This is a genomic window from Actinoalloteichus caeruleus, from assembly GCF_049311605.1.
GTDB lineage: Bacteria > Actinomycetota > Actinomycetes > Mycobacteriales > Pseudonocardiaceae > Actinoalloteichus_B > Actinoalloteichus_B caeruleus.
The window spans coordinates 1,283,364-1,307,251 of record NZ_CP186005.1; the positions used below are offsets into that span (position 1 = coordinate 1,283,364).

Annotated in this window: 22 protein-coding genes; 10 read left to right on the forward strand and 12 right to left on the reverse strand. The window is 73.1% G+C overall.

Annotation, left to right across the window (positions count from 1 at the left end; all coding sequences use genetic code 11):
- Positions 1 to 103: 103 nt before the first annotated feature.
- On the forward strand, positions 104 to 1,015 hold the full coding sequence (locus ACOJVX_RS05775) for a hypothetical protein (RefSeq protein WP_418153819.1): 912 nt from the start codon (positions 104 to 106) through the stop codon (positions 1,013 to 1,015).
- A 188-nt stretch (positions 1,016 to 1,203) separates the two neighbouring features.
- Here ACOJVX_RS05775 and ACOJVX_RS05780 read toward each other — a convergent pair whose 3' ends face one another.
- Both ACOJVX_RS05780 and ACOJVX_RS05785 read right to left on the reverse strand, forming a co-directional pair.
- Complete coding sequence (locus tag ACOJVX_RS05780) at positions 1,204 to 1,407, reverse strand: ferredoxin (RefSeq protein ID WP_418153820.1); 204 nt, start codon at positions 1,405 to 1,407, stop codon at positions 1,204 to 1,206.
- Positions 1,404 to 2,606, reverse strand: coding sequence for a cytochrome P450 (locus ACOJVX_RS05785; RefSeq protein WP_418153821.1), 1,203 nt, complete (start codon positions 2,604 to 2,606; stop codon positions 1,404 to 1,406). Before ACOJVX_RS05785 ends, ACOJVX_RS05780 begins: the two co-directional genes overlap by 4 nt.
- A gap of 156 nt (positions 2,607 to 2,762) precedes the next feature.
- Here ACOJVX_RS05785 and ACOJVX_RS05790 point away from each other — a divergent pair, with 156 nt between their 5' ends.
- The 3 genes from ACOJVX_RS05790 to ACOJVX_RS05800 all read left to right on the forward strand — a co-directional run bounded on the left by ACOJVX_RS05790 (position 2,763) and on the right by ACOJVX_RS05800 (position 6,143).
- Positions 2,763 to 3,266: a GbsR/MarR family transcriptional regulator gene (locus ACOJVX_RS05790; protein ID WP_030103877.1), complete on the forward strand. Its 504-nt coding sequence runs from the start codon at positions 2,763 to 2,765 to the stop codon at positions 3,264 to 3,266.
- A 164-nt stretch (positions 3,267 to 3,430) separates the two neighbouring features.
- On the forward strand, positions 3,431 to 4,504 hold the full coding sequence (locus ACOJVX_RS05795) for a helix-turn-helix domain-containing protein (protein ID WP_103055629.1): 1,074 nt from the start codon (positions 3,431 to 3,433) through the stop codon (positions 4,502 to 4,504).
- Positions 4,505 to 5,771: 1,267 nt separating this feature from the next.
- Positions 5,772 to 6,143: a hypothetical protein gene (locus ACOJVX_RS05800; RefSeq protein ID WP_030103879.1), complete on the forward strand. Its 372-nt coding sequence runs from the start codon at positions 5,772 to 5,774 to the stop codon at positions 6,141 to 6,143.
- 231 nt (positions 6,144 to 6,374) lie between these two features.
- On the opposite strand, the gene ACOJVX_RS05805 is transcribed toward ACOJVX_RS05800, so the two are convergent.
- From ACOJVX_RS05805 to ACOJVX_RS05815, 3 genes are all read right to left on the reverse strand, one after another.
- Positions 6,375 to 7,142 (reverse strand): IclR family transcriptional regulator, encoded by a 768-nt coding sequence (locus tag ACOJVX_RS05805; RefSeq protein WP_418153822.1) that lies wholly within the window; start codon positions 7,140 to 7,142, stop codon positions 6,375 to 6,377.
- Between the two features lie 181 nt (positions 7,143 to 7,323).
- Positions 7,324 to 8,952, reverse strand: a complete 1,629-nt coding sequence (locus tag ACOJVX_RS05810; protein WP_422647307.1) for an aldehyde dehydrogenase (NADP(+)) — start codon at positions 8,950 to 8,952, stop codon at positions 7,324 to 7,326.
- Between the two features lie 82 nt (positions 8,953 to 9,034).
- Positions 9,035 to 10,120, reverse strand: a complete 1,086-nt coding sequence (locus ACOJVX_RS05815; RefSeq protein ID WP_051313800.1) for a zinc-dependent alcohol dehydrogenase — start codon at positions 10,118 to 10,120, stop codon at positions 9,035 to 9,037.
- 367 nt (positions 10,121 to 10,487) lie between these two features.
- On the opposite strand from ACOJVX_RS05815, the gene ACOJVX_RS05820 reads away from it, so the two are divergent.
- Complete coding sequence (locus ACOJVX_RS05820; protein WP_026418273.1) at positions 10,488 to 11,462, forward strand: hypothetical protein; 975 nt, start codon at positions 10,488 to 10,490, stop codon at positions 11,460 to 11,462.
- 70 nt (positions 11,463 to 11,532) lie between these two features.
- On the forward strand, positions 11,533 to 12,684 hold the full coding sequence (locus tag ACOJVX_RS05825) for a mandelate racemase/muconate lactonizing enzyme family protein (protein ID WP_422647308.1): 1,152 nt from the start codon (positions 11,533 to 11,535) through the stop codon (positions 12,682 to 12,684).
- Positions 12,685 to 12,745: 61 nt separating this feature from the next.
- Here the strand turns inward: ACOJVX_RS05825 and ACOJVX_RS05830 are convergent, their stop codons facing one another.
- Together ACOJVX_RS05830 and ACOJVX_RS05835 are read right to left on the reverse strand one after the other, a co-directional pair.
- Positions 12,746 to 13,621 carry an SMP-30/gluconolactonase/LRE family protein gene (locus tag ACOJVX_RS05830; RefSeq protein ID WP_030103883.1) on the reverse strand — a complete coding sequence of 292 codons (876 nt, stop codon included), beginning with the start codon at positions 13,619 to 13,621 and terminating at the stop codon, positions 12,746 to 12,748.
- A gap of 226 nt (positions 13,622 to 13,847) precedes the next feature.
- On the reverse strand, positions 13,848 to 14,891 hold the full coding sequence (locus ACOJVX_RS05835) for a LacI family DNA-binding transcriptional regulator (protein ID WP_026418276.1): 1,044 nt from the start codon (positions 14,889 to 14,891) through the stop codon (positions 13,848 to 13,850).
- 518 nt (positions 14,892 to 15,409) lie between these two features.
- Between ACOJVX_RS05835 and ACOJVX_RS05840 the strand changes: the two genes are divergently transcribed.
- On the forward strand, positions 15,410 to 16,429 hold the full coding sequence (locus tag ACOJVX_RS05840) for an ROK family protein (RefSeq protein WP_418153826.1): 1,020 nt from the start codon (positions 15,410 to 15,412) through the stop codon (positions 16,427 to 16,429).
- Positions 16,430 to 16,456: 27 nt separating this feature from the next.
- Positions 16,457 to 16,876, forward strand: coding sequence for a RidA family protein (locus tag ACOJVX_RS05845; RefSeq protein ID WP_418153828.1), 420 nt, complete (start codon positions 16,457 to 16,459; stop codon positions 16,874 to 16,876).
- Positions 16,877 to 16,937: 61 nt separating this feature from the next.
- Here the strand turns inward: ACOJVX_RS05845 and ACOJVX_RS05850 are convergent, their stop codons facing one another.
- A complete protein-coding gene (locus ACOJVX_RS05850) occupies positions 16,938 to 17,159 on the reverse strand; it encodes a hypothetical protein (protein WP_155886085.1) in 222 nt (73 codons plus the stop codon).
- 323 nt (positions 17,160 to 17,482) lie between these two features.
- Between ACOJVX_RS05850 and ACOJVX_RS05855 the strand changes: the two genes are divergently transcribed.
- Positions 17,483 to 17,737 (forward strand): GlsB/YeaQ/YmgE family stress response membrane protein, encoded by a 255-nt coding sequence (locus ACOJVX_RS05855; RefSeq protein ID WP_026418278.1) that lies wholly within the window; start codon positions 17,483 to 17,485, stop codon positions 17,735 to 17,737.
- A gap of 21 nt (positions 17,738 to 17,758) precedes the next feature.
- Here the strand turns inward: ACOJVX_RS05855 and ACOJVX_RS05860 are convergent, their stop codons facing one another.
- From ACOJVX_RS05860 to ACOJVX_RS05870, 3 genes are all read right to left on the reverse strand, one after another.
- Positions 17,759 to 19,615 carry a transketolase gene (locus ACOJVX_RS05860; protein WP_422647309.1) on the reverse strand — a complete coding sequence of 619 codons (1,857 nt, stop codon included), beginning with the start codon at positions 19,613 to 19,615 and terminating at the stop codon, positions 17,759 to 17,761.
- 67 nt (positions 19,616 to 19,682) lie between these two features.
- Complete coding sequence (locus ACOJVX_RS05865; RefSeq protein ID WP_026418280.1) at positions 19,683 to 20,147, reverse strand: hypothetical protein; 465 nt, start codon at positions 20,145 to 20,147, stop codon at positions 19,683 to 19,685.
- Positions 20,144 to 21,211: a LacI family DNA-binding transcriptional regulator gene (locus tag ACOJVX_RS05870; protein WP_103055628.1), complete on the reverse strand. Its 1,068-nt coding sequence runs from the start codon at positions 21,209 to 21,211 to the stop codon at positions 20,144 to 20,146. The genes ACOJVX_RS05865 and ACOJVX_RS05870 overlap by 4 nt, the downstream gene beginning before the upstream one ends.
- 442 nt (positions 21,212 to 21,653) lie before the next feature.
- Here ACOJVX_RS05870 and fdhA point away from each other — a divergent pair, with 442 nt between their 5' ends.
- Complete coding sequence (fdhA, locus tag ACOJVX_RS05875; protein WP_026418281.1) at positions 21,654 to 22,880, forward strand: formaldehyde dehydrogenase, glutathione-independent; 1,227 nt, start codon at positions 21,654 to 21,656, stop codon at positions 22,878 to 22,880.
- Between the two features lie 74 nt (positions 22,881 to 22,954).
- Here fdhA and ACOJVX_RS05880 read toward each other — a convergent pair whose 3' ends face one another.
- A complete protein-coding gene (locus tag ACOJVX_RS05880; RefSeq protein WP_418153830.1) occupies positions 22,955 to 23,431 on the reverse strand; it encodes a cupin domain-containing protein in 477 nt (158 codons plus the stop codon).
- Between the last annotated feature and the right edge of the window lie 457 nt (positions 23,432 to 23,888).

The following is a 23,888-nucleotide window of genomic DNA, read 5'->3' on the forward strand; positions in this document are numbered from 1 at the left end:
CCGACGACGGACCCCGTCCCGGCGGAGGTCCTCCCCCGGGAGGACGAGGACCGGACCGGATCGCCGACGCGCGGCTGGGGCCGCCTCGGCCAGGCTGGGTGCCGTGACCGACCTCTGGCAAGCGCTGCGGGAGAATCCGCTGGTCGCGGCGATCGCGGCCGCTGAGATCCTCTTCTGGTTGTTGATCCTGGCCGGCCTCGCGGTGCGGTACGTGCTGCGCCGACGACGTCTCAGCTGGCTGATGTTGTCGTCCGTCCCGCTGGTGGACGTCGTGATCCTCGTCCTGACCGTCGTGGACCTGCGGGGAGGCGGCGATCCCGGGGCGGTGCACGGCCTGGCGGCGGTGTACCTCGGCGTGAGCGTCGCCTTCGGTCCGAGCATGGTGCGGTGGGCGGACCAGCGCTTCGCCCACCGCTTCGCGGGTGGTCCCCCGCCGGTGCGTCCGCCGCGCCGTGGCCCGCTGCGGGTGCGGCACGAGTGGCGGGAGTGGCGGAAGCTCGTGCTCGCCTGGGGGATCTCCTGCCTGGTGCTGCTCCTGCTGATCGCGCTGTCCCCGCCGGGGGGCGATGTCGGCGCCCTGTGGGGGTGGGCCATCCGGTTCACCGTGGTGCTCGTGATCTGGCTGGTCGCCGGCCCGCTGTACTCCACCCTGTTCCAGTCCGAGCCCTCCGACGAGGACGTGCCCTCGGCCCGGCCGGCTGTCGGGGCACGGGGTGCGGAGACGGCCCCGGTGTCCCGGCCGGACGCGCCGAGTCCGGCCGGGCCGCGCGACGCACCCCCGTCGTCCGCGGGGAAGGCGGCACGGGAGATCGCCAGGGTGGTGGGGTTCCTGCTGCTGCTCCCCCAGGGCGTGGTGGCGCTGTTCCTGGTGGCACGTGGTGAGCCGTCCGGCTGGGTGCTCGTCAGCCACCTGCCGGCCCCGTTCCAGGTGCCGGGCGCGGTCGTGGTGGCGCTGGCCGGGGTGGCTCTGCTCCTGGCGCTCCGCCGTCAGGAGCACCGGGTGGGCAGGCCCTGACCGCTCCACCCCGGCCGGAACGGAGGCGAGGGCCGCCAACGGTGGCGGGACCTCAGAGGACCGGGCGGTGTTGTTCGCCCGGTCCTCCGGGCGGCACGTCCGTCGGCCCCGCTCGGCCCACCCGGGCGCGGCGGAGGCCTACCGCGGGCCAGCCGCCGGGGGCTCGTCATCCCCGGCTCCGTGCGGGATCACTCCAGGAGGCTGATGACCCCGCGCGGGCAGATCGCGGCGGCCTCGGCCACGGAGGCCCGCTCACCCTCGGGAGGGCGTTCCTCGAGTACCACCACCCTGCCGTCCTCGTCGTCCTGGGAGAAGGTCGCGGGCGCGACCAGCGCGCACATGCCCGCCGCGCAACACCGTTCCCGGTCGACCGCCACTCGCACGGGGCTCACCAGGCCACGGGGAGCTGGTGGACGCCGTAGATCCCCATGTCCGACCGCAGGGGGACCGCGTCGGGTTCGACCGCGAGCCGGAGGCCGGGGAACCTGCCGAGCAGGGAGCCGAAACCGATCCGCATCTCCACCCGGGCGAGCTGCTGGCCGAGGCACTGGTGGATCCCGTGGCCGAAGGCGAGGTGGCTGGTCGATCGCCGTGTGATGTCGAGCCGGTCCGGCTCGGGGAACCGGGTGGGGTCCCAGTTCGCCGCCGGTACCGAGACGGTGACGCTGTCGCCGGCTCGGATGAGCTGGCCGTTCAGCTCGATGTCGTCCAGGGCGGTTCGGATCGGACCCACGTGGATCACGCTCAGGTAGCGCAGCAGCTCCTCCACCGCGTTGGGCAGCAGGGCGGGGTCGGAGCGGAGGAGGGCGAGCTGGTCCGGGTGCCGGAGCAGCGCGAAGACGCCGTGGGCGAGCATGTTCGCCGTGGTCTCGTGGCCCGCGACCAGCAGCACCATGCCCATCGTCGCCAGCTCCTCGTCGTCGAGCTGGCCTCCCGCCACCAGGTCGCTGAGCAGGTCGTCCTCCGGGGTCGCGCGCTTGTCCGCCACGAGCCGGCCCAGGTAGGCGCCCAGGCTCCGGAGCGCGTCGTTGCGGTCCTCGACGGGGGTGTCGAGGTTGAAGAGCGTCCTCGTGTCCCGTTCGAACAGGGGCCGGTCGGTGGTGGGGACCCCCAGCAACGCGCAGATGACGAGGGAGGGGACGGGAAGCGCGAAGTCGGCGACCAGGTCGGCTGGTTGGTCGCCGCCGGCCATCAGGTCCAACTGGTGGTCGACGATCCCCTGGATCATCGGCTCCAACAGGCGCATCCGGCGCACAGTGAACTCCCCGGTCAGCAAGCGGCGGTACCGGGTGTGCTCGGGAGGGTCCATCCGGGTGAGAGCTCCCCGGGGGATGAAGCGCCTCGTTCCCTCGGCCATCGGTCCCGTGGGGATCGGGGCCCTGGCGAGGTCGCCTCGGGAGCTGAACCGGGGGTTGGCCAGCACCTCCCTCGCCTGGGCGTGACCGGTGACCAGCCACCCCTCGTGGCCGTCGGGGTAGGTCATCCGGCTCACCGGTCGTTGGTCGCGCAGCTCGACCAGGCCGCGCGGTGGGCTGAAGGGGCACTGCCGTTCCATGGGGAGGCCCTGGGGGACGGGTGTCGCATCGGTCATCTCTCGGTCCCTTCCGAACGGGTGGATTCGGGGCGGAGCGTGCCGGGTCGGTGACGTGGGGGTGATCGTACCCAATTTTCACGAATTTCGTGAATTTTAAGAATTGTTTTAGTGTCGTTAGGCTGTGCCGACCATCGGTGGCGGAAGGGTGTGCGGATGTCCCGGATCAACGAGCGCGGCGCCGAGTTCGACCGGTACGTCGAGCGGTTCGCGCGCCAGATGGGGGACCTCGGGATGCCCCGGATGGCCGCCCGGGTGTTGATCGTCCTGCTGGTGGCCGACCGGAGCCGGACCGCGGCGGAACTCGGGGAGGAGCTGGGGGCCAGCGCGCCGGCGATCTCCGGCGCGGTCAGCTACCTGGGGCGGGTCGGCATCCTCGAACGCGAGCGGGAGCCCGGTCAGCGCCGGGACCGCTACTGGGTCGACGAGAACGTCTGGTACCTGACCCTCGTGCGCCGGACCGATCTCCTGCGGCAGCTCGAGGACCTCCTCAACGAGGGCGTTCACGTGGTCGGGGACGGCACGCGAGCCGGGGGGCGGTTGCGGGAGAGCGCCCGCTTCTGGGAGTTCCTGCGCGGTGAGCTCCCGCAGATCACCAAGAAGTGGCAGGAGTCGGACACCCCGACCAGTCCCGGCGGCGAGGCGGCAACCGGGAGGTGACCCACCGGCCGCCGCCGCCGACCTCCCCGCCGCCGCGCCAGCGGACGGGCCCGGGCCGCTCGGCACGAGGTCGATGCGGACCCGTGTCCCGGCCTGACCTGGCGGCCCGTGCCCCTGCCGTCGCATCCCTGGCTAACCCGGCTCGGAGGGCGCACCATCGGGGAATGCCGGAGAACACGTTCGGGGACTTCCTGCGGCACCGTCGGGAACAGCTGCGTCCGGCCGACGTCGGCCTGACCTCCAGCGCTCGGCGCCGCACGCCCGGGCTGCGTCGTGAGGAGGTGGCCGGCCGAGCCGGCATCTCCGTCGACCACTACGCCCGACTGGAACAGGGCCGGGGACGACGTCCCACCGTGGCCGTGTTGGCCGCGCTGGCCAGGGCGCTGCTGCTCACGGAGGCGGAGCACGGCTACCTGCACCGCCTGGTCCTCAAGGCCTCCGACGAGCCGGCGGAGAGCGAACCCCTCGACGACCGCGCCCGGCTGCTGCTCGGCACGATGGACCGGGCTCCCGCCGTCGTGGTCGACCGGCGCTACGACCTGCTGGCGTGGAACGGGCCGGCCGACACGCTCTTCGGCGGGTTGGTCGACCGTCCCGGCGAACAGCGCAACCTGCTCTGGCTGCTCTTCTGCGACCCCGGTCTGCGTCAGCTCCTGGACCCCGTCGACGCGGACCGGATGGGCACCGAACTCGTCGGAAGTCTGCGGGCCCACGCGGAACGGCTCGATCCGGCCCTCGAACGGGTGATTCGTCGGCTGGCGGGTTCGAGTGCGGTCTTCCGGAAGATCTGGCCGCGCCACCGCTTCGTCGAACCTGGGTGGGGATCGGTGCGGATCCGCCACCAGGGAGTGGAACGGCGTGGCGTGGGCGAGGTCGTCAGGCTCGCCGAGTCCGAGTCCGAGTTCGGCGAGCCGGGGGCTCGGCCCGACCCGCCTCCGGCCGCTCCCGACGAGCTGTTCGCCGATCCGGACCTGGAGGAGGGGGCGGACGACTTCGAGGTGGCCCCGGAGGATCCCGACGCCCCACCGCCTCCTCCCGACTCGGCACCGCCCCGGGAGCTGCTGGCGGAGGCGGGCCGGGTGAGTTACGCCGTCCTGGGCCTGCCCGAGTCCGGCCAGCGGATGATCACGTTCCTCGCTCCACCCGGCTGCCTCGCCCGCCGTGCCTTCGCCGCGATGACGGCCGGCTGTGATCCGCGCGTCGAGTCGTGGATCGGGGAGAGCGGGCTGCTGCGCTGACGACCGTCCCCGCCTCGACGCGGGGACGGCTGGCGGCGGAAGTGCCGGCGGCGGGGCCGGTGGCGGGCTCGACCGGGGCGCCTGGCTGAGCCGAGGGCCGAACCGGTCCCCGGAGCTGTCCACGGCCTGCGGATCCGGGGCGCCGGCCAGGCGTCCAGCGGTGCCGGTGGGCGCGGAAGCGGGCCGGCGGGGCCAGGGAAGGGCACCACTCTCGGGCGGGGAATGGGCGGGATGACCTGGGCTTCTCTGCGGCGTGGGTGATGCGCCACGGCGGGATCCGGTCGCTGGCCGGTTCTCCTCGGGTCGTCGTGGTGGGCGGCGCGGGCACCTCGTCCCGGCCGTTGCCCGGGGCGCCGTCGCGGGACCTGCCTGGAGCCGGGTGCTCGCCGGCGCCCTTGTCGTCGGGAAGTCACGTACGTGAATTCGGGGCTTTCCCCCGAGCGGACGAAAATGCTGCTCCCGGAATGCCCCGTTGACGGCGGTGCGCGGCGCTGACGGCCAGCGGAAGTCCTTCGTCGGCGTGATCCGTCGTGCCCCGAGGAGGGTTTCCGATCGGCGGTGTCGAATGCTCCGAACCAGTGCCTCCGATTGCTGGTGGGCATTGGCGCGTCGCGCGGCGGTAATGGCGCGTCCCCGTACCTCGCATTCCGGGCGCACCGCGGGGGAGGGGTGTGGCACCACCGTTTCCCGGGTCGCCGGCGGGCGGTGGCGGTCGTGGCGGTCCGGCGTGCCGGGGGGTGCGACGAGCATGGCGACGGGGTGAATCCTACCTGGTCAGGGGTATCGTGCCCTGGATTGGGCTCCAGGAGGCCGGCTCGGGGTCGGATCGGCCCCGAGCGTTCCAGGACGACTCGGACGAGGCGGCACGGGGGCCTCGCGGGCCGCGCGGAAACGGTCGCGTGGAACCGCTCTCCAGGGTGTCCGCGTGACGATCGGCTGGCTCCGGTGGGCGAGAGGAATTCGTGTTCTCCTTGCCGACCCGTGCTCCCGCGCTCGCGATCGCTGGGGCGACGACGACTTCCACGTTTGTCGTTGAATTGTCCACTTGCGCTTCGGTGACCGCTCGCGGCCGAATCCTCACCCCGATGTGAACCAGGAATGGGGTACGGCACATGATGTGGGGCGTTCGGTGGGCACCACGACGAGCGCCGCCCGTTTCGCTCGGGCCCACGCGAACCGCGACCGTGATGCCGGTCCGGTGGGAGGTCCACGCGGGTCCCCGTCGGGCGCCGGCGACCGGTGTCCGCACACCTGGAGGTATCCCGTCGTGAGGTTCGAGGACATGCTCGCGGGCACGGAATGGGAGGAGAGGGGACTGCACTGGCACGCCTACCTCGGTGCGGGGTCCCTGTGCCTCGACCGTTCCGACCTGCCGCCCCGGGAGGTGCTCCGCAGCCCCGAGCAGGTGGCCGAGTGGATCCGGGATCGGGCGGCGGAGGGCGAACCCCAACTCGTCCGGTTCGGCGAACGGTGGGTTCGCACGACCGACACCGAGTTCCTCGACGTCGCGTGGTTCCGCGATCTCAAGGTCGCCGAGCGGGGGGACTCGATCATCTGCTCCTGGCCGGCGGTCGGAGGCGGGCGCACCACGGTGTACGTGGACGCGGTCGCCGCGGACCAGTGCCCCTTCGACCACTGAGGAGTGAGATGGATTCCGCTGAGCGCACCCCCTGCCCGTGCCCCGGCGGCGGTCACTGCCGCTGGCACGGCGACAGCCTCTGCCCCACCTGCGGTGGACCCATGATCCCCGTGCAGGGCGGCGGGGGCATGATCTGCCCTCGGTGCTGACCCGAGCGGGGCCGACGGCCTCCGGTGGGCTTCCACGGTCGGCCCTGGCGCGGGTCCGGTGCCGCCCGCCTCAGCGGACCCCTCAGCGGACCGCGCTGCCCAGCCGCCGGGACAACTCGGTCGCACCGTCGCGGATCAGCTTCTCCCACCGCTGCCAGGCGGCCTCGCCGTGGCGGATGGTCGGCACCGACATGCTCATCGCGGCCACCCACTCGCCCGAGTAGTCGGTCACCGGCGCTGCCACGCATCCGACATCGGGGTTGGACTCGCACATCTCGTAGGCGACGCCGGTCCGGCGCACCTCGCCGAGCTGGGCGCGGAGCGCGGCGGCCGAGGTGATGCTCCTCGGCGTCAGGGCGACCAGCTCCTGCTCCCGCAGGAGCTGGTCGAGCCGGTCGGCCGGCAGTCCCGCGAGCAGCACCTTGCCGACGGCGGTGCAGTGCGCGGGCAGCCGCCGCCCGACGGCGGAGATCATCCGGACCGAGTGGGTCGAGTCGATCTTGCACACGTACACGACCTCCGCGCCGTCCAGCACGGCGACGTGCACGGTCTCGTCGCACTCCGCGGCCACGCGCCGGGTGACGGCCTCGCCTTCCACGGCCAGGTCCAGGTCCTGTTGGTAGCGGGCACCCAGTTCCAACAGCCGGGGCCCCAGCTTGTACACCCCGTCCTTGCCCGGCCGCCTGGCCAGGTAGCCACGGTTGACCAGGGTGTTGAGCAGTTCGTGCGCGGTGGACCTCGGCAGGCCGAGCCGGGCGGCGATGTCCGGCGCGGACAGCGAGCTTCGTTCTCCGAGGAACAGTTCGAGGACATCGGCGGCGCGCATGACCGCCGGTACGAGTCGGGGCATCGCCGCTGGTCTCCTCGTGGCTGTGGGGGTGGGCCGGAGCGGGACCGCTCCGCCGGCGACCCGGGATCGAACGGTGGGCGGACCGGGGGTCCGGTGCCCGGACCGTCGGACCTCGGCCGCCGCCGGCCCCGGCACGGAACGGTTCGAGTGCCGGGAGCCAGCGGTGTTCGCGCGGGACAGGCTACTCGGCGGTCACCGGGTCCGTGGTGACCCGCCCGTTGACCAGCCGGACGATGCCGTCCGGGTTCTCGTTCCGCAGGGCGGAGGGGAGCACCGCCGCCGGCGCGGCCTGGTAGGCGACCGGTCGTTGGAAACGGCGGATGGCCGAGGTGCCGACCGAGGTCGACCAGGCGGCGGTCGTCGACGGGTACGGCCCGCCGTGCTGCTGGGCGAAGCTGACCGCCACTCCGGTGGGGAACCCGTTCCAGACCAGGCGACCGCTGAGCGCCACCAGCCGGGCGATCGGCTCGGCGAGCCGGTCCTCCTCGCCGGGTTCGGCGTGCACCGTCGCGGTGAGGCTGCCGGGCACCTCGGCCAGCGCGGCGAGGACGTCCTCCGTGGAGCCGTACTCCACGAGGACGACGACGGGCCCGAAGTGCTCCTCGCGCAGCTGCTCGTGGCGCAGGTAGCCGGCGACGTCGGTGCGCAGCACCACCACCGGGGAGCGCAGGCCCCCTCCGTCGGCGACCACCTCCGTCAGCACGTCCACCCCGTCGAGGTCCCGGGTCTCGGCGAGCTGGGCCGCCAGCCCCCGCTGGATCTGCGGGGAGAGCAGGGTGCCGGGGCTGACCTGCTGGGCGGCGGAGGTGAAGGCCGACTCGAACTCCGCCGCACCGGCGGGGAGCAGCACGATCCCCGGCTTGGTGCAGAACTGCCCGTTGCCCATCGTGAAGGACTGCGCCAGCCCGGCCGCGATCTCCTCGGCCCTCGCGGCGACGGCCGCCTCGCTGAGGAGGACGGGGTTGGTGCTGCCCATCTCGGCGTACACCGGGATCGGTTCCGGTCGCGCCGCCGCCGCGTCGTGCAGTGCCCGGCCGGCCCGGAGCGACCCGGTGAACCCGACGGCCTTGATGGCCGGATCGATGACCAGGGCCTGCCCCACCTCGGGACCCGCACCGTGCAGCAGGGCGAAGACACCGGCGGGGAGACCCGAGTCCGCGACGGCCTCGACGACGATCCGCCCGGTCAGCTCGGAGGTCGCCGGGTGCGCGGGATGCGCCTTGAGCACGACGGGGGAGCCCGCCGCCAACGCCGAGGCGGTGTCACCGCCGGCGACCGAGAAGGCGAACGGGAAGTTGCTGGCGCTGAAGACGGCCACCGGCCCGAGCGGGACCTGGAGGCGGCGCAGGTCGGGGCGCGGCGGGATCGCGGAGGGGTCAGGGGTGTCGATGGTGGCGTCCAGGTGGGCGCCGCTGGCGATCAGGTCAGCGAACATGCGGAGCTGGGCGTTCGTCCTGGCCAGTTCGCCGCGCAACCGGGTCTCGCCCAGCGCGGTCTCCTCGTCCGCCGCGGCGACCAGCTCGTCGGCGGCCCCCTCGATCCCGGTCGCGATCCGCCGCAGCAGCTCGGCCCGGGTCGTCGCCGGGGTCGCGGCGTACACCGGGGCGGCCAGGGCCGCGGCCGCGGTCGCGGCACGCACCTCGGCCACCGTCGCCTGGTGGAAGGCGGGGCCCTGCTCACCGGTGGCCGGGCGGGTCTGCCGCAGATCGGCCGGCCCCTCGGTGCTCTCCTCACCGGCGATGAGGTTGGCACCGGTGAGCGCGCGGGTGCTCGGCATCGTCGTCCTCCTCAGTTCGTGCGCTGTCGACATGGGTGCTCCGTGGCGGCTGTCCGGTCAGCCTGGAGTCGCCCGGCGCGGGGTTCCGCTCCGGGGCGGTGCGTCTGGTCGCGGATCAGGCCGTGGCGTCCGGCACGAGCAGGATCTTGCCCAGGCCCGGCGGTCGTCGTTGCAGCAGGTCCAGCGCGCGTTCGTACCCGCTGAGCGGCACGCGGTGCGAGACGAGGGGGGCCAGGTCGAGCACACCCGCCGCCAACAGGCCGATCGTGTGGGCCCAGGCTGCCGGGCTCGCACCGAACACGCCCAGGACCGTCAGCTGTTTCAACGCGAACACGTCCGGGTCCATCGCGATCTCGCCCGTGCCGGCGATGCCCTCCAACACCACGGTGCCGCCCCGACGAGCGAGGTCGAAGGCCGTCGGGACGACGCTCGCGGCCCCGGTGGCCTCGAAGACGAGGTCGGCGGTGCCGGCGGCGGAGGACACCTCCTCGCCCAGGAGGCAGCGGGTCGCGCCGAACCGCTCCGCGAGGGGGAACTGGTGGGCGCGGCGGCCGACGACGGTCAGCGAGGCCGGCCGGTGGGCGGCGAGCATCTGCACCGCCAGCAGGCTGAGGGTGCCGGTGCCCAGCACGGCGAAGTGGCCGCCGGCGAGCGGAGGTGCGGCGAGCAGCCCGGCGGCCACGCAGGCGGCGGGCTCCAGCAGCGCGCAGTGCTCGAGTTCGGTTCCCGGCGGCAAGGGGTCGGGCAGGCGGTGGACGAGCCGCGCGGGCACGAGCACCCGGTGACTGAAGGCGCCCGGGTGGGTGAAACCCGTCTCCGCGTACTCCGCGGTGCACAGGGTGGGTTCCGCCGCCCTGCACCGGGCGCAGACACCGCAGGACCTGAACCCCTCGGCGATCACCGGGTCGCCGGGGCGGACGTGCCGCACGTCGGGACCGACCGCCAACACCGAACCGGCCCACTCGTGGCCGGGGATGACGGGGTAACGCACGATCTCGGCCGGTCGGCGACCTTCGAAGAGTTCCACGTCGGATCCGCAGATGCCCGCGGCCGCCACCTCGACGAGCGCCTCCCCCGGCCCGGGCTCGGGCGGCGCGTGTTCGATCAGCCGGTGTTGGCCGGGCCCGAGCACCTCCACCGCGACGGTGGGGGGCCTCCCTCCTGGCCAGGTCGCCGACTCCGCCGTACTCGCCTCGGTCACCTCGGACTTCCTCCCTGCCGAGTCTGGCCACATCGTGTCGTTTCCCGCCGGACGATATCCGAAATGCTGGACGCTATCGGGAATCTCCGTTCACCCTAACACCGGGAGAGGGGGTGGAGGAGGGGGATCGACCGGCCACTTCCTGCCGAAATATCTGCTCGAACTCGCGAACTTCCCGACCGGGGCCACTCTTGACGGTACTGATAACGAGGCCGTAGTTTTTGTTCGTAGATACGGAGTGTGTACGTGATTTCGGACAACCGTCGAGTGTGGGCCGCCCGAAGAGGTCTCCCCGACGGGTCCGACGGGCGCCGGATCCTGCGGCGCGACCCGGCGTGCGAGGACGGCACAAGACCGACGGGATGGTGTGGTGGCAGCGAACGAGGGACAACCGGCAGATCACGGTTCGGCGGGGCGAGCGCTGGTCGCGGGGCTGGGTTTCGGTGCGGGTGAACCCGCACCGCCCGCCTCCCCGGTGCGGTTCCCCGATGGCGGCGCGTTCCGCGTGGAGATTCCCTCGGTGGAGGGACCGGGGCCGCTTGCCGCCGTGCTCGACGAGATCGAGGCACGAGGGCTGCTCGTCCACCGCGTCAGCCAGGGCAGCGGCGTGATGATGCTCAGCGACAACGAGATCACCGAGATGCTGGACATGTGCGACCGCGCCCAGGTCGAACTGTGCCTCTTCCTCGGCCCGAGGGCCAGTTGGGACACCGGAGCCGGCCGGTACACCTCGGCCGGAGGGCTGGGAACCCGGGCGCGCGGCGGCGACCAGCTCCGCTACTGCGTGGACGACGCCCTGCGAGCCGTGGAGCTCGGCGTCCGCTCGCTCCTGGTCGGCGACGAGGGGGTGTTGTGGACGCTGCACCGGCTGCGCCTGGCTGGCAGCCTCCCCGCCGACACCCGGTTCAAGGTGTCCGCCCTGATCGGACCGGCCAACCCGGCGTCCTTCGCCCTGTTCGAGGGCATCGGGGCCGACTCCATCAACGTGCCAGGTGACCTGAGCCTGGCGCAGCTGGCGTCGATCCGGGCTGCCGGACGCGCCGCCATCGACCTCTACGTGGAGTCCCCGGACAACCTCGGCGGCTTCGTCCGCCACTTCGAGGCGCCGGAACTCGTCCGCACCGTGGCGCCGGTGTACCTGAAGTTCGGGCTCCGCAACGCGCCCGACATCTACCCGGTCGGCGAACACCTGCGGGACGTGGCGGTGCGCAGCGGCAGGGAACGGGTCCGACGCGCGGAGCTCGGCATGGCCCTGCTGGACCGCCACGGGCTCCTGGCCGAGGCGTCACCGCGCGGCGCCCGCGACATCGGCCCGTTGACCCGTCTGCCCGCGCCCGAGTGATCCCGCGAGCAGGCGCGGACGGCGGGGTGAACCCCATGACAAGGACGGCAAGGATGACAGGGACGGCACAGTGAAGATCTCCAACATTCGCACCGTGGTACTGGGCACGCCGTGGCGTAACCTCACCTACGTGGTGGTCGAGACCGACGAGGGCCTCACCGGCGTCGGCGAGGCCCGGATGCTCAACCACACCGACGCGCTCATCGGCTACCTCACCGAGGCCGCGCCGAACCACGTGGTGGGCTCCAACCCCTTCGACATCGAGTCCCTGGTCCACCGGATGTACAACCTGGACTACGGGCGGGCCGGCGAGATCGTGATGTCCGGTATCGCCTGCGTCGAGATGGCGTGCTGGGACATCGTCGGCAAGGCCCTCGGCCAGCCCGTCTACCGGTTGCTGGGTGGAGCCGTGCGCGACCGGATCAAGGCCTACGCCAACGGCTGGTACACCGTCGAGCGTTCCCCCGAGGAGTTCCACGCCGCGGCGAGGACCGTGGTGGAGCGCGGGTACCGGGCGCTCAAGTTCGACCCGTTCGGCCCCGGGACCATGGAACTCGACCACGCCGAGACGATGCGGTCGGTCTCCCTGGTCGAGGCCGTCCGCGACGCCGTCGGCCCGGACGTGGAACTGCTGGTCGAGATGCACGGCCGCTTCACGGCCGCCACCGCCTCCCGGCTCGCCCGGCTCCTCGAGCCCTACGACCCGGCCTGGTTGGAGGAGCCGGTCCCGCCGGACGACATCGAGTCGCTCGCCAAGTTCGCCGCGCGGGCCAACGCCCCGGTGGCCACGGGCGAGCGGTTGCACACCCGCCACGAGTTCCGCCAGCTGTTCGCGCTCCAGGCCGCCGACATCGTGCAGCCGGACATCTCCCACTTCGGCGGGATCCTGGAGACCAAGAAGCTCGCCGCCACCGCGGAGACGCACCACGTGCTCATCGCCCCGCACAACGTCGGTGGAGCGGTGCTCACCGCCGCGAACCTGCACCTGGCGGCCTGCACCACCAACTTCAAGATCCAGGAACACTTCAACGACTTCGCCGACTCCTTCGTCAAGCAGGTCGCGCCGGGCAACCCCGAGGTGGTGGACGGCTACTTCGCCCTGCCCACCGGGCCCGGTCTCGGCGTGGAACTGGATCTGGACGCGGTGGCCGAACACCCGCGCCAGCAGGCCAACTTCAACCTGTTCAAGGAGGGCTGGGAGAAGCGGGACACCGCCGGCTGAGCGGGAGGCGTGGGCGGTGCCCCTCCTGGCCACCGCCCACGCCCCCGGGTGCCGACCGCCCTCAGCCCGGCAGGACACCCTCGTCGAGGCCCGCGAAGGAGTGGACGGGCAGGCCTCGGACCCCGGTGTCGGCGAGGTGGAGCGCGCCAGCGGCCGGTTCCGGGTCCGCCAGCCCGTCGCGGGAGGTGGTGACGTACAACTGGTCGAGGTCCGGGCCGCCGAAGGCGCAGGCCGTCACCTGGCGGACCGGGACCTCGACGACGGCCTCCAGCTCGCCCTCCGGCGAGTAGCAACGCACCGCCGACCCGCCCCACATCGCCACCCACAACCGGCCGTGGGCGTCGATCGCCATGCCGTCCGGCGACCCGTGCTCCTCCGGGATCTCGACCAGCGGCCGGCGGTTCAGGAACTCACCTCGGGCGGCGTCGAAGTCGAAGACGTCGACCCGGCCGGTGGGCGTGTCGACGTAGTACACGAGCTGGCCGTCCGGGCTCCACACCAACCCGTTCGAGATCGTCACCGGGGTGAGCACCCGGTGCGTGCCGCCGTCCGGGTCCAGACGCCACAGCGTGCCCCGTTCCGGTGTGGCGTCGAAGGCCATCGAGCCGGCGTAGAAACGCCCCTGCGGGTCACAGCCCCCCTCGTTCATCCGCACTCCCGGGTCCGACCACAGCTCGGGCAGGCGCGACGGTTCGTCCGCCCCTTCGGGCAGCACGGCGAACCCCCGGTCGATGGCCAGCACGAGACCACCCGACCGGTTCGGGCGGACCACCGCCGCGACCGAGCCCACCCTCGTCCGGGTGATCCCGCCGTCGGCCGCCAGGGTCAGGACGTCGCCGGCGAGCATGTCCACGAAGTGGAGTCGGCCAGTCGCGGGGTTCCAGACGGGCCCCTCGCCGTGGTGGGTCACGGGGTCGGAGACGGCTTCGGCTCTCATCGGCACCCTTCGATCGTCAAGTGGGACAACGGGGGGACCGTAACCCGGGGCCGACGGTCGGACAACGCTCACCGGCCCGGCCGCCCAGTGCCCGGTCGCTCCTCGCCCCCGGTGGGAGGCCCGAGGCCGCCGACCGGTCCCCGGCTCCAGCGGCGGGCGGTGCGTGGGGTGGCACCGCGCCGGTCGTGTCCCGGCACCGGGCGAGGGCCCTCGTGGCGGGAAGGGGTCAGCCCACCGACCGGGGTGGGGTGCTGTCCCGCAGGACGACCTCGCCACGTACCCGTCGAACCCGCGGCCGGTCCGTCTGCTGCTCGTCGAGCACCAGGTCCACGGCCGTGGCGCCGAGCCGCTCCAGGGGCACCCGGACGGTGGTCAGCGCCGGGGTCACGTCGCGGAGGGTGGCGATGTCGTCGAAACCGGCCACCCCGACCTCGATCGGGAGGCGCACACCGTGGTCCCGGAGCGCGACCATCGCGCCGACGGCCATCACGTCGTTGACCGCGAAGACGCAGTCGACCTCTGCCCTGGTGGCGAGGAGTTCCTCGGCTGCCGAGTACCCGCCGTCGCGGGTGAAGTCGCCGTGGATCACGTGGTCGGGAGCGAGCGGCGCCCCGACCCTGGTGAGGCCTTCCCGGAACCCGGTCAGCCTGTCGCGGGCCGTGACGAGGTTGCGAGGACCGGCGAGCACCGCGAACCGGCGGTAACCGCGTTCGTGCAGCGCCCCGGCCAGCGAGCGAGCACCCGCGCGGTTCTCCAACACCACGGTGTCGACCTGGAGGCGGGGCTGGCTGACCAGCGCGACGCGCCCACCGATGGCCTGGAACTTCTCCAGCTCGGCGGAGAGCCGCTCCACCAGGCCCCGGTCGGTCACCCGGCTGCCGGCCAGGACCACCGCCCTGGCGCGTTGGCCCCGGAGCGCGGAGAGGTACTGGATCTCCCGTTCCGGGCGCCGCATCGTGCTCGACATCGTCACGATCAGCTGATTCTCCTCCGCGCTGCGCATCACCCCGGCGGCGATGGAGGAGAAGTAGGGGTCGGCGATGTCGTGCACGATCAACCCGACGACGTCGGTGCGTCCCCGGGCCATCGCCTGGGCCTGGGCGTTCGCCGTGTAGTTCAGCTCGTGGGCGGCGCGCACCACGCTCTCCCGCAGGTCCTCCCGGACCTTGCGGGGGCTTCCGCTGAGGACCCTGGACGCGGTCGCCAAGGACACGCCCGCCGCCTTCGCGACGTCGACCAGGGTTGCCGACACGACGGCACGCTGCGACATGTGATGACCCCCTGTGGCCGCGTCGCGCTCGACAGCGCCACCCAAGGAACGGAACCGTATCCCGCGACCAGCGTACGGGCGCGAGTCTTGGCCGGTCAAGGCGGTGCCGGTGGACCGGGATGTCCAGGGTGGACGCTGGTCGACCGCCACCGTCCCCTGTGCCCGGTGCACGGAGGGTGGTGGTGACCCCTCCGTCCGCCGGCGGTGACCGCCACGGTGACCGACCACCGCCCCCGCCCCACCGGCCGCCGACCCTCCCGGAGGGCCGCGGCGTGCTTCCCCCGCCCGGCGGGGCCACACCCGGGGAGGCGTGCCGGCCGCCCCAGCGTCCGCCGGGTCCGCCACCGGGTCCGGCGGACGCCTTGCCGGTTCCCGTCGGGCCTCCCTAGGCTCGGTCGCGTTCCGGCCCCGGGCCGTCGCCGGAGGGCAGGGGGCGAACCGGAACCGACAACGATGTCAACGGCCTTCCCGAGGGCGACGGGGCGTGTCCGGAGGCCGCGAGCGAGGAGGCGACAACGGTGGGGGACACGCTGCTCGTCGCGGACGGGGACCGGCACGGCGGCGGGGAGGTGGCGCTGGCGCTCGACGTCGGAGGGACCAAGATCGCCGGTGGCCTGGTGACCGGCGACGGCGCGGTACTCGCCACCGACCGGGAGGACACCCCGGGGGCCGGGGCCGACGCCGACGACGTCTTCCAGGCGGTGGAGCGACTGGTGCGGCGGCTGCTCGCGCTTCCGGACGCCGACAGGGTGGAGGTCGTCGGAATCGGCAGCGCCGCGCCGGTCCACCTGGCGGAGGGAGCGGTCAGCCCGGTCAACATCCCGGCCTGGCGGCGGTTCCCCCTGGTCGACCGGGTGCGGTCACTGCTCGGCGGCCGCCGCCCGGTCCTGCTGTGCGGGGACGGCCCGGCCTACGCGGCCGCGGAGCACTGGCTCGGGGCCGCTCGAGGGTTCGACGACGCGATCTGCCTGGTGGTGTCGACCGGAGTCGGCGGCGGGCTGGTCTCGGGAGGGCGACTGCTCCCCGGCCCCTCGGGCAATGCCGGCCACCTGGGGCACGTCGTGGTGGACGTGGACGGCGACCCCTGTGCCTGCGGCTCGGTCGGCTGCGTCGAGTCGATCGCCAGCGGGCCGTCCATGGTGCGTTGGGCCCGGGACCAGGGGTGGTCCGGACCGGGGACGGCCACCGCCCAGGACCTCGCCGGAGCGGCGCGGTCCGGCGAGCCGATCCCGGTCGCGGCCTTCGACCGCGCCGCTCGCGCCCTCGCCGCCGGCATCGTGTCCGCCGCCGCGTTGACGGAGGTACGGGTCGCGGTGGTGGGAGGCGGCGTGGCCCAGGCCGGGCCGCTGCTGTTCGCCCCGCTGCGCGAGCACCTGGCGGGCTACGCCCGCCTGCCCTTCCTCCGGGGGCTCCTGGTGCGTGCGGGTGAGGTCTCGCGCGACGGCGGCCTCCTCGGCGCCGCCCGGGTGGCCTTCGCCGCGCGGGGGGACGCCGATCCGCGTCGGAGGTCCGGTTCGGGCGAAATCCGGTCGCGGTAGCCGCGCCGGGGCGGTTAGGGTTCGCCCGTGCCAGCACACCTGCGCCTGAACCGCTCGTCCACCCTCTCCGACGTGGCCGAGTACGCCTACTCCACGACCGTCGCTCCAGGAACCGAACTGATCTACACGGCGGGCGCCTGCCCGCTCGACGCCGAGGGCCGCACCGTGGCCGTCGGCGACTACGCCGGGCAGGCCCGGCGGGTGATGGCGAACCTCGTCACCGCCCTCGGCGAGGCCGGAGCCGGGCTCGCCGACGTCGTGCGCACCACCGTCTACGTGGCCTCCACTCGGCAGGAGGACCTGGTGACCGCCTGGGAGGTGGTGCGGGACTCCTTCGCCGAACACCAGCACGACCCGCCGAGCACGCTGCTCGGGGTGGCGGTCCTGGGCTACGACGACCAACTCGTGGAGGTCGAGGCGGTCGCCGCAGTTCCTGCCGCCGAGTAGTCCGAACCGGGCCGTGACCACGACCAGCCCCGGGTTCCGCCGCGACCTCCGGGGGAGCGGGTCAGCGGGCGCGCTTGCGGAGGCCCCGGTCCACCTCACTGCGTTGCTTCCCCCGTTCGGGGGACCGCTGCCGCTCCGCGTGCCCGGTGTGGTGCGGCAGGTGCTCCGATGCCTTGGACGCCCCCAAGGTGACCTGGGCATGACTCGGCGTGGTGCCCTCGGCCCTGGCCTGGCGGGCCCGGTTCCGGCGTTGGGTGTTGTCGCCTTCCATCTGTTTGCCCATGCCCTCGGGGTTCCCGCCGCCCACCCCGGCTAATCGCCGGACACCGGGGGTGGCGTCCGCCCAGGGCGGGAACGCGCCCCGGCGGTGGCCACCGGGACCTCCCTCGCCCGTCACGGGCCGCCCGAGGCCGGGCAGGGGCGACCTCGGCGGGCCGGCCCCGGGCCGAGGGCCCCGGTGGTCCTCCCGCCCGACTCCCGGGTGCCCCTCCTGGTGGCGCGGTTCCGTCCGAGCAGGGGTCCGGGCGGAACCAGACGTGGTCGTGGTCCGTTGCTCCCGCAGGAGCGGCACGTCACGTGACGCGAGGACGTGGGACGGAGCGGACCATGATCGGTTTCCTGGTGGCGGGCCTCATCATCGGAGCCCTCGCCCGGCTCGTGAAGCCGGGCAGGCAGAACCTCGGGTTGTTGGCCACCCTCGGACTCGGACTGGTGGGCTCGGTCATCGGCGGCACCATCGCCAGCCTGCTGGGCACCGGCGACATCTTCGAACTCAACATCCTCGGCTTCATCGCCGCGGTCGTCGCGTCGGTGCTGCTGATCGGCGTGGCGGAGGCACTCGTCGGCAGGCGGAGCGGCTGAGGGGCCCCGCGCTCAGGGCGGTCAGCCCACGACGGTGGGGCTCGGGTTGCGGAGCAGGTGACGTGCCGCCGCGACGACGGCGTCCGCGTCGATGGCCGCGGCGTGCGTCAGCTCCGCCGGACTGCCGGAGACCGGCATGTCGCGCACACCGAGAACGCGGACCGGTGGCCGGTCGGCCACTCCCGCCAGTGCGCTGAGGACCGCCTCGCCCAGCCCGCCTTCCGGCCAGTGGTCCTCCACCGTGATCACCGCCCTGCTCTCCGATGCCGCCGCGGCCAGGGTGACCGTGTCGATCGGCTTCACCGAGTAGCAGTCGATGACCTTGGCGAGCACGCCCTCGGCTTCCAGCACGTCGGCGGCCCGTTCGGCCTCGTCGACGGTGACACCGCAGGCGACGATCGTCAGATCGTCGTGGTCGGTGGCCCTGACCACCCGACTACCGCCGATGCTGACCTCCTCGTCCGGCGGCGTCCGCACCGGTGTCTTCCCACGCAGGGTGCGCAGGTAGCTGATGCCGGGGCGGTCGGCCATCGCCTCCACCAGGCGGGCTGCCTGGTTGGCGTCGGAGGGGTGGAGGACGGCGCTCCCGTGGACGGCTCGCAGCGCGGCCATGTCCTCCAGCGCCATCTGCGAGGGACCGTCCTCCCCGATGGAGACGCCGGCGTGCGAGCCGCAGAGCCGCAGGTCGGCCCGCGAGACCGCGGCCATGCGGACGAAGTCGTACGCCCGGCTGAGGAAAGCGCCGAAGGTGGAGGCGAACGGCACCCAGTTCCGAGCCTGCATCCCCACGGCGGCGGCGATCATCTGCTGCTCGGCGATGAACATCTCGAAGTAGCGGTCGGGATGCGCGCGGGCGAACAGCTCGGAATGGGTGGAGTTGGAGACCTCGCCGTCGAGCGCGACGACGTCGCCCCTGGCCGCGCCGAGAGCCGTCAGCGCCTCCCCGTAGGCGAGCCTCGTCGCGACCTCCTCCCCCACCTCCCACCGAGGTGGGGTCGCCTCCCCGACGGGGAAGCGGTGCGGAGTCCCGGTGTTCTCCGGGGCCGCGACCCGGACGCCGAGGTTCCGCTCACCGCCCAGTTCCCGCACGGCACCCTCCGGATCGTCGAGGGGCTTGCCGTGCCGTCCGGGCTGGTCAGCCACCGCCCGGACGCCGTGGCCCTTCTCCGTGCGCGCGAGGACGGCGGTGGGACGCCCGGTGGTGGCCACCGCCTCGGCGAACGCCTCGTCCACGGCCGCGAGATCGTGGCCGTCCACGACGACGGCGTGCCAGCCGAAGGCGCGAGCGCGGGCCGCGTACCCGTCCATGTCCCAGCCGAGCATCGTCTCCCCGGTCTGCCCCAGCCGGTTGACGTCGACCAGCACGGTCAGGTTGTCGAGGCCGTACCAGGCGGCGTGCTGGAACGCCTCCCACACCGAGCCCTCCGCCATCTCCGAGTCACCGCACAGCGCCCACACGCGGTAGGGCAGCCGGTCCAACCGCGCCCCCGCCAGGGCGAGCCCCACCGCGACCGGGAGCCCCTGGCCCAGGGAGCCGGTGGCCACGTCGGTCGGCGGGATGCGCGGTGTCGGGTGGCCCTCGAGCCTGCTCCCGAACTCCCGGAAGGACAGCAGCTCCTCGTCGTCGATGGCTCCGGCGGCCTTGAGCAGCGAGTAGTACAGCGGGGACGCGTGACCCTTGGAGAAGACGAGGTGGTCGTTGTGGGGGTTGCCGGGGTCGGTGAAGTCGAGCCGCAGGTAGCCGTCGAGCAGGACGGCCATCAGGTCGGCCGCCGACATGGACGAGGTCGGGTGGCCAGACCCGGCGGCGGCGCTGGAACGCACCGAGTCAACCCGGAGCTGTTGGGCGAGTTCGTGGCGGAATGTCTGGTCTGCCATGTCGGGTGCACCCTCCTGACGGGTCGTCACGGTCGTGTCTGGTGCCGGCCCGCGCGCCGCGCGGTGGTCAGGCCCGGGACGTGGCGTCGAGCGTCCAGGTGGTCGCCAGGCCGAAGGCCAGGTGCGGGAGCACGTCGCTCGCCCAGTCGCGCGGGCGCCAGCGGCGGGGATCGGACACCCCGAGGGCGGCCATCGGGACGTCCGAGGCGGTCATGGCCGCCGCCGTGGTCGTCAGGACGGCGGTCGTGCGGGATGGTCGCCAGCCGAACCGGCGCGCCGCGCCGGCGGCGGCACCCACCGCGACTCCGGTCAGGATCCCCAGCAGGGCGCCGGCACCGCTGAGGCGGTCGCGGCGGTTCGCCGGCCTCCCTGGCACGGCCACCCCGGCGTGGCCGAGCAGCCTTTCCGCCGTCTCCTCAGGCGCCGAGCTGGGGCCGCGTCCACGCAGGACCATGTCCAGGTACGTGACGCCGTTCAGCGCGGTCGTCCCGGCAGCGCCGGCCGCCGCGCCCCGCAGTACCGAAACCATCATCCCGTCGGGGTTCCCCGGCGAGGAGCCGGGAAACCGAGGGACGGGGCCGAGGTGCTCGCGCGTTCCACCAGGCAGGTGGACAGTTCGATGCGGTCCGCCTCGGCGGTCTCGCCCCGCATCAGGCGCACCAGCAGGCCGATGGCCGCCGAGGCCATCTCGTTCAGCGGCTGGCGCACGGTGGTCAGCGCCGGTCGTGCCCACCTGGCCTCGGGCAGGTCGTCGAAACCCACCACGCTGAGGTCCTCGGGTACGGTCAGCCCCCGTTCCCGGGCCGCGTCGCAGACGCCCAGCGCCATCTGGTCCGTGCAGGCGAACACGGCGGTCGGTGGTTCGGGGAGGTCGAGCAGGTCGCCGGCCCGCCGTCGCCCGCTCTCCAGGGTGAAGTCACCCACGGCGATCAGCTCGGGGAGGACGGGCAACCCCGCCGCCGCCATCGCCGACCGGTAGCCCGCCAGCCTGGCCTGGCCGCACAGCCTGTCCTCGGGCCCGCTGACCACGGCGATGCGCCGGTGACCCGCCCGCAGCAGGTGTTCGGTCGCGCTGACACCACCAGCCCAGTTGGTCGCTCCCACGGAGGGGACACCCGGTGGCGGTACGGACACGGGGTCGAGCACGACGTAGGGGATGCGGTGGTGGCGCAGCCACTCCCGTTGCGAGGGCGTGGGTTCGACGAGGACGAGCAGCACACCGGCGGTCCCCCGGTCGGCCACCCGGTCCAACCAGCCCCGGCCGGTATGCCCGGTGCCGGTCCGGGCGGCCGAGACGACGATGTCCAGCCCCACCCGGTAGGCGGCGTCCTCCACCCCGCTCAGGATCGTCGTCGCCCACGAGGCGCCCAGGCCGTGGATGACCACGTCGATGGGGCCTCCGACCCCGTCCCGGGGAGCGCGGACCACCGGACGGCGCATGTAGCCGCGACGTTCCAGGACCTCGCTGACCCGCCGCCGGGTATGCGGGGCGACGTCCTCGCGCCCGTTGACGACCTTCGAGACCGTGGGTACGGAGACCCCTGCCTCCCTGGCGATCACCGCGAGGGTGGGGCCTCCGTGTGCTGTGCCGGGCATGCGAGGTGCCACCTCCGTCGACGTTGACCTCGAGCTGGCGGAGCCGGGGGAGGGAGGTCCCGCCGGCGGTGTTGGAGCGGAACGGGGAGCGTCGGTATCCGAGTTGATGCGGAGTTTCTACGGACGTCATACGATATTTCGGATACGGTAATCAGGCTCGTTTCCCTGGTCAACGTCCCGGTGTCTCCCTCGCGTACCTGGTTCACCAGCCGAGGGCCCGCCCTTGACCAGCCCGCTGAAAACGCTTACCGTAGATGGTCGCCAAGCGCGGTGTCCGATATTTCGGACTACTCGTGGGTCGCTGTTCGCGACTCGTCGGTGGCGGCCCGACGACGCGGGCGAACGAACCAGCCCGCCTCCGCACCCGGCTCCTCGGCGGACACTGGAGGGCGGGAGGTGGTTCCGCCGCCCCCCTTCCACCGCATGGTTGGAGGCGAGAACGATGAGTGCGAACAGAGCGGTCGCCTACGTCGGACCCGGCCAGGTCGAGGTGCAGGACATCGACTTCCCCGCTCTCGAACTGCGTGACGGCCCCGGGGTGGACCCCGCGAACGTGGGCCGCCAGTGCCAGCACGGCGTGGTGCTCAAGGTCCTGGCGACCAACATCTGCGGCAGCGACCAGCACATGGTCCGAGGTCGGACCACCGCCCCCCGTGACCTGGTGCTCGGTCACGAGATCACGGGCGAGGTGATCGAGGCCGGCCGGGACGTGGAGTTCGTCCAACCGGGCGACATCGTCTCGGTCCCCTTCAACATCGCCTGCGGGCGGTGCCGCAACTGCAAGGAACGCCAGACGGGCATCTGCCTGAACGTCAACCCCGCCCGCCCTGGAGGCGCCTACGGCTACGTGGACATGGGGGGATGGGTCGGGGGGCAGGCCGAGTACGTGATGGTGCCCTACGCCGACTTCAACCTGCTGCGTTTCCGCGACCGGGACCAGGCCCTGGCGAAGCTCCTGGACCTGACCATGCTCTCCGACATCTTCCCCACGGGTTTCCACGGAGCGGTGACCGCGGGCGTGGGTGTGGGCAGCACGGTGTACGTCGCCGGTGCGGGTCCGGTCGGCCTCGCCGCCGCCGCGTCCGCGCGGTTGCTCGGCGCGGCCGTCGTCATCGTCGGGGACCTCAACGCCGAGCGCCTGGCGCAGGCCCGCGGCTTCGGGTGCGAGACCGTGGACCTCACCCAGGGTGGACTCGGCGAAAGGATCGCCGAGCTCCTCGGCGTCCCCGAGGTCGACTCGGCGATCGACGCGGTGGGCTTCGAGGCGAAGGCGCAGGAAGCGGGAGCGGGTGAGGCACCGGCCACCGTGCTGAACTCGGTCATGGAGGTCACGAGGGCGGGCGGCAGCCTCGGCATCCCGGGTCTCTACGTCACCGAGGACCCCGGCGGCGTCGACAGCGAGGCACGGCACGGCTCGCTGCGCATCCGCCTCGGGCTCGGCTGGGCCAAGAGCCACACCCTGCACACCGGGCAGTGCCCGGTCATGAGGTACCACCGCCAACTGGCGATGGCGATCTTGCACGACCGGGTGCACATCGCGAAGGCGGTGAACGCCACCCCGATCCCGCTGGACGACGCACCGCGCGGCTACGCCGAGTTCGACCGGGGCGCCAGCCGCAAGTACGTGCTGGACCCGCACGGTGCCCTCGACGGGGTGCGGGCGGTCTGACCCCGCCGCGGCGCCCTCGGAGTCCCACCGAGGGACGCCGCCGAGGCGGTGGCCCCGCGAGGTGGTCGGTCAGCTCACCGTTCGGTGGGACGGGCGTCCCCGGCGAACTCGTCCTGGAGCCGGGTGGCCGCGCGGCCGACGATCTCGTCGAGCTCGGGGAGCGGAACGACGTCCGCGTTGAAGCACTGGTCCCCGCGAACCTCGATCGCTCGGATCGGATGCGAGCGGGACAGGTTGACGGCCGCGTGGGGCACGCCGGGAGCGATGAAGAGGGTGTCGCCGGGATCGTGGAAGACCACCCGTTCGAGGCGTTCGCCCAGCAGTGTCACGGCGTTGCCCTCGATCACGTGGACGATCAACTCCGCGTCCCGGTGCAGGTGGGCCCGCGAGTGGTGCCCGGGGGGCATGTGCACGAGGCCGGCGCCGAGCTGGCTGGCTCCGCAGATCTCCTGGCTGATCGTGGTCGTGAGCAGTTGACCCTGTGGACCCTGGGCGGCATTTCCGGTGCCCGCCCTGGCGAGGTGCCAACCGTCGTCGCCGATGACGCTCATCGTCTCCCCCAGATGCGGCTCCCGGTGCCGGCGACGCGCCGCGACCGATCACTCCCGGTGCCCGGGTTCGTCATCGGGGCGACCCTGCTGGGGGAGCGCTGGATCGTTGCGTGAAAAAGTGTCGTGAGCTGCTGTTTCCGTGGGTGCAGCGTAGCGTTCCGCTGTGTGGGCACGTTCGTGACCTCCTGGGTCGGACAGGACGGGAACGGGACGGGAACTGCGCTGTGTGACCACCGCGACCGCCGGGGCGCGTCGTCGCGCCGGGCGGCCCCGCCGGGCCGGCGCGGGCCGCCCGGCGGCCGGTCCCGGATGTCGCGGGTAGCGGCATCAACCATGCGCCGGGGGCAGGGGGGCGGGACAGGGCCGTCCGGAGCAACGTGGTGCGCCGCTCCCGACGCTGGCCGGAACCGGCCGGGCGGCGGAGCCGGAACGGCCACTCCCACTGGCCACCACGCTC

Excerpts from the sequence above, each read along its gene's own strand:
- ACOJVX_RS05785 (WP_418153821.1), bottom strand. The coding sequence starts at position 2,606 with ATGACCGATGCGACACCCGTCCCCCAGGGCCTCCCCATGGAACGGCAG.
- ACOJVX_RS05790 (WP_030103877.1), top strand. The coding sequence starts at position 2,763 with ATGTCCCGGATCAACGAGCGCGGCGCCGAGTTCGACCGGTACGTCGAG.
- ACOJVX_RS05795 (WP_103055629.1), top strand. The coding sequence starts at position 3,431 with ATGCCGGAGAACACGTTCGGGGACTTCCTGCGGCACCGTCGGGAACAG.
- ACOJVX_RS05805 (WP_418153822.1), bottom strand. The coding sequence starts at position 7,142 with ATGCCCCGACTCGTACCGGCGGTCATGCGCGCCGCCGATGTCCTCGAA.
- ACOJVX_RS05810 (WP_422647307.1), bottom strand. The coding sequence starts at position 8,952 with ATGTCGACAGCGCACGAACTGAGGAGGACGACGATGCCGAGCACCCGC.
- ACOJVX_RS05830 (WP_030103883.1), bottom strand. The coding sequence starts at position 13,621 with ATGAGAGCCGAAGCCGTCTCCGACCCCGTGACCCACCACGGCGAGGGG.
- ACOJVX_RS05835 (WP_026418276.1), bottom strand. The coding sequence starts at position 14,891 with ATGTCGCAGCGTGCCGTCGTGTCGGCAACCCTGGTCGACGTCGCGAAG.
- ACOJVX_RS05850 (WP_155886085.1), bottom strand. The coding sequence starts at position 17,159 with ATGGGCAAACAGATGGAAGGCGACAACACCCAACGCCGGAACCGGGCC.
- ACOJVX_RS05855 (WP_026418278.1), top strand. The coding sequence starts at position 17,483 with ATGATCGGTTTCCTGGTGGCGGGCCTCATCATCGGAGCCCTCGCCCGG.
- ACOJVX_RS05860 (WP_422647309.1), bottom strand. The coding sequence starts at position 19,615 with ATGGCAGACCAGACATTCCGCCACGAACTCGCCCAACAGCTCCGGGTT.
- ACOJVX_RS05865 (WP_026418280.1), bottom strand. The coding sequence starts at position 20,147 with ATGATGGTTTCGGTACTGCGGGGCGCGGCGGCCGGCGCTGCCGGGACG.
- ACOJVX_RS05870 (WP_103055628.1), bottom strand. The coding sequence starts at position 21,211 with ATGCCCGGCACAGCACACGGAGGCCCCACCCTCGCGGTGATCGCCAGG.
- fdhA (WP_026418281.1), top strand. The coding sequence starts at position 21,654 with ATGAGTGCGAACAGAGCGGTCGCCTACGTCGGACCCGGCCAGGTCGAG.
- ACOJVX_RS05880 (WP_418153830.1), bottom strand. The coding sequence starts at position 23,431 with ATGAGCGTCATCGGCGACGACGGTTGGCACCTCGCCAGGGCGGGCACC.